The organism is Nitrospinota bacterium (genome assembly GCA_009873635.1).
Lineage (GTDB): Bacteria > Nitrospinota > Nitrospinia > Nitrospinales > VA-1 > LS-NOB.
Genome location: WAHY01000006.1, coordinates 77242 through 87379, shown reverse-complemented (window position 1 = coordinate 87379; position 10138 = coordinate 77242). Strand labels below are relative to the sequence as shown.

The 10138-nt window shown below is 39.4% G+C and carries 10 protein-coding genes; 9 read left to right on the top strand and 1 reads right to left on the bottom strand.

The genetic code is table 11. The features are described from left to right. The first annotated feature begins 166 nt into the window (after positions 1-166). From F3741_05610 to F3741_05590, 5 genes are all read left to right on the top strand, one after another. Positions 167-850 carry an ABC transporter ATP-binding protein gene (locus tag F3741_05610; protein ID MZG30277.1) on the top strand — a complete coding sequence of 228 codons (684 nt, stop codon included), beginning with the start codon at positions 167-169 and terminating at the stop codon, positions 848-850. Continuing rightward, positions 844-2052: an FtsX-like permease family protein gene (locus F3741_05605; protein MZG30276.1), complete on the top strand. Its 1209-nt coding sequence runs from the start codon at positions 844-846 to the stop codon at positions 2050-2052. The genes F3741_05610 and F3741_05605 overlap by 7 nt, the downstream gene beginning before the upstream one ends. A gap of 98 nt (positions 2053-2150) precedes the next feature. Beyond that, positions 2151-3614, top strand: coding sequence for an anthranilate synthase component I family protein (locus F3741_05600; protein MZG30275.1), 1464 nt, complete (start codon positions 2151-2153; stop codon positions 3612-3614). Between the two features lie 101 nt (positions 3615-3715). Further along, entirely contained in the window at positions 3716-4588 is an 873-nt protein-coding gene (locus tag F3741_05595; GenBank protein MZG30274.1) for a hypothetical protein, read from the top strand. A gap of 33 nt (positions 4589-4621) precedes the next feature. Beyond that, positions 4622-5047, top strand: coding sequence for a DUF1566 domain-containing protein (locus F3741_05590; GenBank protein ID MZG30273.1), 426 nt, complete (start codon positions 4622-4624; stop codon positions 5045-5047). A 19-nt stretch (positions 5048-5066) separates the two neighbouring features. On the opposite strand, the gene F3741_05585 is transcribed toward F3741_05590, so the two are convergent. After that, positions 5067-5453, bottom strand: coding sequence for a hypothetical protein (locus F3741_05585; protein MZG30272.1), 387 nt, complete (start codon positions 5451-5453; stop codon positions 5067-5069). A gap of 170 nt (positions 5454-5623) precedes the next feature. Here F3741_05585 and F3741_05580 point away from each other — a divergent pair, with 170 nt between their 5' ends. From F3741_05580 to F3741_05565, 4 genes are all read left to right on the top strand, one after another. Next, complete coding sequence (locus F3741_05580) at positions 5624-6772, top strand: 8-amino-7-oxononanoate synthase (protein ID MZG30271.1); 1149 nt, start codon at positions 5624-5626, stop codon at positions 6770-6772. Continuing rightward, complete coding sequence (locus F3741_05575; GenBank protein ID MZG30270.1) at positions 6751-7392, top strand: hypothetical protein; 642 nt, start codon at positions 6751-6753, stop codon at positions 7390-7392. Before F3741_05580 ends, F3741_05575 begins: the two co-directional genes overlap by 22 nt. A 601-nt stretch (positions 7393-7993) precedes the next feature. Further along, positions 7994-8656 carry a methyltransferase domain-containing protein gene (locus tag F3741_05570; GenBank protein MZG30269.1) on the top strand — a complete coding sequence of 221 codons (663 nt, stop codon included), beginning with the start codon at positions 7994-7996 and terminating at the stop codon, positions 8654-8656. Positions 8657-8719: 63 nt separating this feature from the next. Then, the coding region (locus F3741_05565) for a motility associated factor glycosyltransferase family protein (protein ID MZG30268.1) at positions 8720-10138 on the top strand (1419 nt) is incomplete at its 3' end.

Genomic DNA, 10138 nt, shown 5'->3' with positions numbered 1-10138 from the left:
GAGACTGGTATCAGGAACCCTATTCATATGCAAATTACTAGCGGATTGAGTCCCGGTGATAAGGTTATATTGGGGGATTGGGAAAAAATCCTTGAAGAATCCAAAGAAAAAAAAAGTTCCTCTCTTAAGAAAATTCTTTGGATGATTCGTTCGAAATGAGGCCACTTTGATTGAAGTCGAAAATCTCTCTAAAATCTATCAAATGGGTGAGCAAAATGTCCCTGCGTTAGCAGGTGTGGACTTCAGGGTAGATAAAGGTGAGTTCGTTGCAATAATGGGTCCTTCAGGAAGTGGGAAATCCACCCTCATGAATCTCCTGGGTTGTCTGGATCTGCCCTCTTCCGGTATTTACCGGCTTGAAAACCTTGATATTCAAAACCTGAAGCCCAATCAATTAGCCGAGGTCCGTAACCGCAGAATCGGTTTTGTTTTCCAAAGCTTTAATCTTTTGCCGCGTGCGACGGCATTGGAGAATACCGAATTACCACTTTTATATGGGCGTGTTCCCAATTCCAGAGAAACAGCATTGCGGGCTCTTGAACGAGTTGGGCTTGTTCATCGCGCAAAACACAGGCCGACAGAATTATCGGGTGGTGAACGCCAAAGGGTTGCTATTGCCAGGGCTCTGGTAAATAACCCTGCGATTATTTTAGCTGATGAGCCTACGGGAAACCTGGATTCAGCGACCGGCAGTGAGATAATGAATCTCTTCAAACAATTGAACCTTGAAACGGTGACCCTGATTCTTGTGACTCATGAGCAGGAAGTTGCACAACAGGCTGGCAGAATTATTCAGATGAGAGATGGAAAAATCATTGCGGATATGATTAACGGTGTAAAGCAATGCTGATATGGGATTTATTTAAGATGGCGCTCAGGAGTCTGGTGACTCACAAGCTCAGGACATTTCTAACTGCCCTGGGAATCATCATTGGTGTGGCATCGGTGATCTCAATGATATCCATTGGTGAAGGGGCTCGCCGGCAGACTTTAAATACAATATCCAAGTTTGGAACAAACATCATTACTATAAAGCCTGGACAAAAGAGATCCCGACATGTGACTACAGGTAAGGTAGATACTCTTACTCTGGATGACGCAAACTTTATTGAAGAAAATATCCCTCTTATCACTGGTGTTGCGGCGCAGGTATACAGATCAGCTCAATTAAAGTTTGAGAATAAAAATACTAACACCACAGTCAGGGGAACTGGAGCTAGTTATGCACGTCTGGCCAATTTCGAAATGGATCGTGGACGCTATTTCAACAAGGAAGAAATAAGATCGGCAAAGAGAATCTGTGTCGTAGGTGCCACGGTTTTAAAGAATCTCTTTGAAGGCCGGAATCCGCTTGGGGAAACCATCAAGGTAGATGGTAAAAACTTCCTGGTCATAGGTACTACGGTTGCGAAAGGTGCTTTGAGCTGGTTTGATCCCGATGATCAGATTTTCATTCCGATTACCACTGCGCAAAAACGGGTATTTGGGATGGACCATGTTCAATCTATTGATGTGCAGGCTGGTCAGATTGAAGATCTTGAAATTATTAAAGAAGATATCTCACAGGTACTAAGGCATAAGCATAATATTGCTGAAGGAAAGGAAAATGATTTTTATGTACAGAACTCTTCTCAATGGTTGAATAGCTGGGGAGATGCAGCTAAAACCTTTACCTATCTATTGGGTGGAATAGCCGCTATTTCTCTAATGGTAGGTGGTATAGGCATCATGAATATCATGCTTGTTTCGGTTACAGAACGAACCAGGGAGATAGGCATTAGAAAAGCTATAGGTGCCAAAAAAAAGGAAATATTGGAACAATTCCTGATAGAATCTGTCTTAATCAGTTTTCTGGGTGGTGGAGTTGGTATTTTATTGGGGATAGCAATCTCTCGCGTGGTTTCAGGCTTGGGCGACTGGGAAACTGTAGTTTCCACGCAATCTATTCTTCTGGCATTTAGTTTTTCTGTAGCAATTGGGGTTTTTTTCGGGTTTTACCCGGCCAACAAGGCAGCAAACCTCAATCCTATCGATGCCCTTCGCTACGAGTGATCCCCCTATTTTTATCTTTTTAAAATACATGGTACTCTTTGTTAACAATAGGCCCCTGAAAGGGTAAATCGTTAACGACTTTCCTTGCCAAGAAATCCATGGATATCCTGCCCGACAAAAATACATTTATGCGGTTGGCCGGATCCTCATCGCGTGTCCCAGTATGTGGTCAGGATAGAATTCCTTCACTTGATCTCTTAAATATTTTTCAGAAATTATTTTCACAAACAAAGAACTCCTTCCTTCTTGAAAGTGCGAAAGGACCAAAGGAAACAGCACGGTATTCGCTAATGGGCGGTGGCTGTACCAAGGCTTTAGAGATTGCCGGTAATAAGGCGAGATTGACTCAGAGCGGTAAATTGGTCTCAGAATGGAATCATCCAGCCCCTGCCCTGGAAATTCTAAATTTTAACGAAGGAGTTGTTGATTACCTGCCTCATTTCTGGGGTGGTTGGGTTGGGTTTATAGGATATGAGGCCGGCGCATGGTTTGAATCATTAGATGTCCGTCAAGAAACTGAAAATCATTTGCCTGACTTTTTATTTATGGAAGTGGAACGATTTTTTTTATATGACCACGTTACGGAAGAACTGAAATTCATTCTTTCCCCAAATATAACCGGAACAGATGCTGATTATGACGAACTCAGTTGGGAAATTAAAAGAGCCTGGAAAGACGTATATAGAGTCTTAGAGCTCGGTACAGAAAAGCTAGATAACCAATGCGCCCTATTTCCTTCTAATGGGATGCGTTCAAATTTAAGTGAGGCTGACTATATTGAGAGGGTCAAAAAGGCCAAAAACTATATCCTAGAAGGAGATATTTATCAGGCCAATCTGGCACAAAAGTTTGATACATGCTTCAAGGGTAACCAGCTCGAGCTTTATAGCAAACTCAAAAAAATTAACCCTTCCCCATTTTCTGGCTATCTGGACTTTCAAGATTTCTCGATAGTGAGTTCGTCTCCTGAACGTTTGGTCAAAGTACACGAAGAAAAAATTGAAACAAGACCTATTGCTGGCACCCGGCCCCGTGGCCAGGAAGTTGATGAGGACCAGGTTCTTTCAAAGGAATTGTTGATAAACCCCAAAGAACGTGCTGAACATTTAATGCTTGTAGATTTGGAACGAAATGACTTGGGTCGTATTTGCCAGACAGGCTCGGTTAGTGTGACCGGTTTTATGTTTCTGGAGCAATATTCCCATGTCAGCCATATTGTTTCTAATATAACTGGATTTTTAAAACCGGATATCAGTGTTTACGAGATATTAAAGTCTGTATTTCCAGGAGGGACTATTACAGGTTGCCCCAAAATACGTTGCATGGAAATAATTTCTGAACTGGAACCTGTTAAAAGAGGGCCCTACTCAGGGTCTTTTGGTTATATAGGTTTTGCTCCATATATGGATTTAAATATTATTATTCGTTCTATAGTTGTTAATAATGAAATTGCCAGTTTTCATGTGGGAGCTGGAATTGTTGCGGACTCCAACCCTCAAAAAGAGTATCAAGAAACTCTGGATAAGGCAGCGGCAATGATTCAAGCATTGGCACAGCGCTAAAAGTAGCGACAATAAGCTTGAGCATATCTGAATAGATGGTATGTTTGCCAGATAACCTATTAAGTTATTTGCACAGAAAATCCACTGTCAGAGTGAGGTAGATGCAAGATTCTATTGTCTATATAAACGGATTATTTACTACTCTCAAAAACGCTAAAGTGTCAGTGTTGGATAGAGGTTTTTGCTATGGTGATGGTCTGTTTGAAACTATGCGTGCCCGCAATGGAAAAATCTTTAGATCCGACCTACATATTGAGAGGCTTTTTCTATCCTTACCGTTAATCTTTATTGATTTGCCAATAACCAGGCTGGAATTAAAAGATGTACTGCATGAAACATTAAACCGGAATAAACATAAAAATGCGATCATTAAATTGATTGTTACCCGTGGTATTAATACAGGTAGTTTTGAAATAGATCCAGATGAAGCGCCCACTTTAGTCGTCCTTTCCCGTCCCCACAAATCATTATCAAAAACTGTATACACAAAAGGAGTCCAAATCAGCCTGATTTCTGTGCGGGCACCAATTTTGCCCGGGGTCAATAAGGGAATAAAGTCTTGTAATTATCTTTTTAATATATTGATAAAAGAGCTTTCTCATCGTCAAGGAAGTATGGAAGGTATTATTGTTGACCCAGATTTGGGGGTGACTGAAGGGGCTACCAGCAACCTGTTTATCATTAAAGAAGGAATGCTCAAAACACCTATGGCCAATAATAGTGTGTTGGAGGGTATTACACGCCAGGTCGTTATGAAAATTGCCAAAAACTTTAAAGTGCCAGTGAAATTGGGTACATTGAAAGAAGAAGATGTTCTCTCAGCAGATGAGGTTTTTATAACCAACACTGGATTTGACATTGTTCCAGTCGTTAGAGTAAATGATAAATTTATTGGAAATAAAAAACCGGGTATCTTGACCCGTTTTTTACAGGAAGAACTTTTAAAATACATTGAAGAAGATCATCAAACATGATAGCTTTTCATTTCTTTTCTTTTGGATATTGTTATGAGCGGACAAAAACGATTTCACGATAACCCTTCCGGGGTTATTACTGACACCAAACATAATTTGCACTGGCTCCCTAAAGACTCCTGGGGTGACCTGGGTCAGTGGAGAACTTATGATGATGCTCTAGCTTATGCAAGGCTCATGAATCAGGTCTATGCTGGGGGATTCAGTGACTGGAGGCTGCCTACCCGGAAGGAGGCAGAGGAGTTTTATGACGAAGAGTTGAACCAGATAGACTGGGAGGAGGAGGTTATTCATATAGACTCATTGTTTGTCACAAAGTGCGCCTATTTCATGTGGGTCAAGGATACGAATGACAATGGAGAGGTTGGTCGGATTAACCTGAGAAATGGTGAAGTTGATTTTGTTGATCGAAAAACTCTGGAACATCATTCCGCAAGATTGGTACGCAATATTAAATAGAAACCAGCCCTGTTTTCTGTTAACTCCATATTTTATTCCAGAACTCCCTGGAATCCATGCTGTTGTACTTACCCTCTTTATAAAAATCTCCTGATACCATTTTTTCTTCAACCTGCTCGCTGTCTGAGCTGACAATTAGCACATCGGCGTGTTTGGTTTGTGTGAACCCATTGAATAATGTGCCGGATAAGCCAGGTTCTGTATTAAGGGGAAATTTCTTTGCGATTCGTATTTCTTCGCGAGAATTATTAAGGTCAACGCACAGCATATTTTGATCAAGCCAGCACTCAATAGCTTGCTCTTCACTTTTTCCGGTTGCAAATATTTTATTTCCCACCCTGACAGCATGAGTTGGGCTTGAGCTACCTTTGATCCAGACTTTCCCGGAATCCTCAATTTTTTCCATTAAAAAAACCTTGTTCAACGATTGTGGGATTGTAAATTATTGAGTAATGTTTATTGCAAGTTTGATATGCCATTAATTTTTTAGAATCCTCATCATGAGATTTTGACTTGTGGTTTAATTTATACCATAATTTTATCGACTCTAACCCATACAACAAGGCATTAAACTTCTTGAGCCAACAATTTTATAATCGTCTTGAAAAAGAAATAAATTCCTCGCGAGAGAAAAATCTCTTTCGGGAAGTTAAACTATATCCTCAAGGCAAGGTCAACTTGTGTTCAAACGATTATTTCCAATTACGGAATGATCATAGGGTAATTGCTGGCGCAAAAGAAGCTTGTGATAAGTATGGAACCGGAAGTGGTGCCTCTCCCCTGCTCTCTGGTTTTCTTCCATGCCATCAAAATCTGCTTGAAGAACTAAAGACATGGAAACATAAACATTATGGAATGTTGTTTAATGCGGGTTTTTTAGCCAATCAGGCTATTCTTAAACACTTGCCTGGGAAGCGTGATCTGGTTCTTGCAGATAAGTTAGTCCATCATTCTATGATGCAGGCTCTCACTCAAGGTGCTGCCCGATTCAAGCGATATCATCATTTAGATTTGGAGCATTTGGAGGAATTATTGAGTGCCAACCATAAGAATTATGAGACAGTTTTTGTAGTAACGGAAAGTGTTTTCAGTATGGATGGGGATTATCCGGATTTGGTTAAGCTGGTTCAATTAAAAAAGCGATACCCTTTTTTACTTATATTAGACGAAGCCCATGGTACTGGTGTGTTTGGAGATACAGGCGCTGGATTGGCTGAAGAAATGCAAGTTCAGGATCAGGTTGATATTATTGTCGGGACACTAGGCAAATCACTGGCCAGTATGGGGGCGTATGTTCTTTCCAATTCTTCTATTGTTATTGACTATCTTGTTAACCATGCCGGAGAATTTATTTATTCAACTTTTTTGACTCCTTCTCAGGTAGGGTCTGCTGCAGCTGCAGTGAAAATATTACAATCTGCAAAGGATGACCGAAAGCATCTTTTGGATATTTCAAGGAGGCTCAGAAGTTTTATACAATTGGAAAATAAAAAAGATACTGGCATTGTTTCTCCTATAATCCCTTTGATTGTTGGAGATCCTTCCAAGGCTCTCAAAATGAGAAACAAGCTCATGCAAGAGGGTTATATAGTAGGGGCAGTCCGCCCGCCAACTGTCCCACCACAAACATCACGCTTGCGAATTTCCTTGCATAAAGGAATCACCCGTGAATGTTTGGATAATTTTCAGAAATCACTGGAACCATGGATAAAATTTCAACCATAACAGCTATATCAGGCTGGGCAATACCTCGCAAATGGTTTGCTGAGGAAATTTATAACGCTTTTCCAGGGACTAAAGTCCAAATAATATATCCAGAGCAACCGGAAAACTCTGAGGAGGCAGAACTATTACTAAGCCGATATCCTGCTGATTTATATATCGGATATTCCCTTGGAAGCCTGTGGTTGATGAAATATAAGCATTTGCTGCCAGAGGGATGTAAAAAGGCTTTACTGGCCCCTATATTATCTTTTCTTGAAAAAGATGGATTGGGGGGTACTACCTCAGAAACACAATTGAAGTATCTTGCCAGAAGTTTAAAGCAGGGTGATGATCAATGCACCAGTGTCAAAAGCTTTTTTACACATTGTGACCTCCCCTTTTGTGAATCAATGATTGATGAAATTCCTGAAAGAAAGGTTTTATTGAGAGGTTTAGAGTTTTTGAGTTCCTGCCAGGTCACAGGAGAAGCAGCCAAAAATTTTTTGTCCATCCTTGGAGAAAATGATATTTTCATTGACAGTGATTTATTAAAGACCCATATCCCCAAATTAGATATAATTCAAGGAGTTGGTCATGCACCGGGCAGTTTGCTTAAACATCTTGCTTGTAGATTGAGTTGATATACTCATAATTTATGAAAGTCTTTGGAATAAATTTTAATCATTCTCCTGACGAGAAAAAGCCAATCGTTATCGCAGTTTGTGATTTCAAGAAAAGCCAGGGGCTTTTTGTATCAAGGGTTGAATATTTAAATAGTTTGAAGAAATTTGAAGTTTTTTTTGAAACATAAAGACCCTTGGTTTGCAGGTGTTAACTTCCCAGTGGGACAGCCAAACGTTTTTTTGAAAAAGGCAAAACTTCCAGAAAAATGGAGCAGCTATGTAAAAAATATAACCCGCTGGAAAAAGGTTTTGTCTTATGATGGGTGGGGATATAACAGTACAAAGTGTTGAAGGTGAAGGGTCAACTTTTACTATTGAGATGCCCGTTAAGGTTGTGCCTAAGGCAACTCTTCGAAGGCGGTCCTCCGACCGGGCATAATTAATTCCTTCCATTAATAAATGAAATCCTCTATTTTTTACTCTTCCAAAGTTTAATTTAAAAAATAGGAAGAATTCCTTGACCAACACTAATACACATTTGTTCAATGAGAAGAATCTGATAACCAGCTTTTCAAAACACGCCAAAACATATGACCGTTATGCACAATTACAAAAGTCAATGGCTGAAAGACTTGCTTCTCTACTTCCTTCCCCTTTACCGGATAAAATTTTAGAGATAGGTTGTGGTACGGGAGTTTTCACAAGACATCTTTTGACTCAACCCGTAAAACAACTCACCCTCAACGATATCTCTTATGAAATGCTGAATGTTTTGAGTAACTCACTCACATTAACCTTGAATACGATAATATCTTCTGGAAATGCCGAGAGAATCCAGTTCGAGAATATGGATCTTATTTGCGCAAATGCCGTGTTCCAATGGTTTCAGCATCCGCAGGATACCCTGATCAGGCTGTATCAATCATTAGTTCCTGATGGAAGCTTGATTTTCAGTACATTTGGTCCCAAAACTTTGATGGAGTTCAGACAGGCAGCGAACCTGATAAGCCCTGTCAACCTTTATGCAAAGGAGCAATGGTCTGAAATGGCTCGTAAATCTGGATTTATAATAAAATCTAATGATGCAGAAATCCGGAAAATATTTTTCTCAAATTCTATGACACTTTTGAAAAACCTTCAGCAGATTGGTGCGGCACCAATACGTATGGTGAAAACGGGCGGTCTTAGGAGACTGATGCGTGATTATGATTCGAGGTTTTCTACTACTCAAGGTGTTTATGCGACCTGGGAACTTCATTATTACTCACTAACACGTAAATAATTATTATTTTATTTATCCCACATTAATCCTGAGTACTGGCTTTCAAGGTAGAGTATATAACTGATGAGCATTTCTTTTTTAGATTCAAACCTGGCATTATTGAGAAAAAGAGATCCTGCCCTATTTGAAACAATACTTTCTGTACAACCATCAAAATCATTCACGGTAATACGTTCCCGTTCTGGACATTCGTCATTGATGTATTGTGACGTAGCAGGAAACAAAAAACAAATTGATAGCAATTATGATCCTGTTGATGAAGCTTCGCGTTATATGAAAAGGTTGGAAGTTGGTAATTACATAAACTTTTTCGTAATGGGATTGGGTTTAGGCTACCAGGTTTCTGAAATCATTCGAAAAACCTCCCGGGAAGCAAAAATTTACATTTTTGAAAAAGATCCTGAATTATTTGCACTGGCTATCAGGGAGGCTGACTTTTCTTCAGTTTTCGATCATCCTGGAGTGCGTATATTTATTGATACAAACCCAAAAGAATTTGGGACTTTAATAGATCATGAGAATATTAATTTCACTCTAAACAATTATTGTGTTGTTGAACATAAAGCCCTGGTAAATAGAAATATTGAATATTTTGGAATATTATTAAGAGAAATTGAAAATTACTTTAAAGAAAGCAGGATAAATTTAAATACTCAGAAGGTACATTCCAGGCTTTATTACAAAAATATTTTTAATAATATAAAAAATTTAAAGGATAGCCCTGGAATTGTTTCCTTGCAGGGTTGCCTTGCTGATATACCAGCGATCGTTTGCTCTGCCGGCCCATCTTTAGATAAAAATATCCAATTACTAAAATCTAATAGAGAAAACTTTTTTCTTATTGCAGTGGCTACTGCTTTAAAACCTTTGCTTAAAAATGGTATCGAACCAGATGTGGTTTTTTCTATTGATCCTGATGAGCTTACAATCAGTTCTTTTGACTTTGTTGCCGGTTCGGGTAAAGCTTGGCTGGTATATAACGCTGCTGTACCCAAACCCGTTTCTGATGCATTTCCTGGAAGAAAAATAGCTTTTGATTTGAATATTAGTCTTGCCGAGTGGTTCCAGAAATATTCAAAAGAAAAGGGAAATTTGGGAAAAATAACTTCTGTTGCCCACTCGGCATTTAATTTTGCAAATTATTTAGCTTGTTCTCCCGTTATTTTAATCGGTCAGGATTTATCTTTTCACAGACATCGTCAGCATTGCCTTCACTCATTCTATTATGATGAAAACGTCTGCCTGATTAAACGGATTGATCCTATTTATCAGTTGAATCGTTTAAAGTATCTTGGTTATGGGCAAAATCTAACTCAATGCCTTGATGTCTTTGGGTGCCAGACGACATCTACCCTGTCAATGGAGAGTTATAACCGTATTTTCTCCTATTCGATTGACCCTTCTAAAACGAATATTAATGCAACTGAGGCTGGAGTTCCGATAAGGGGTATGAAGACTCTGTCGTTAAAGGAAGCTCTCTTT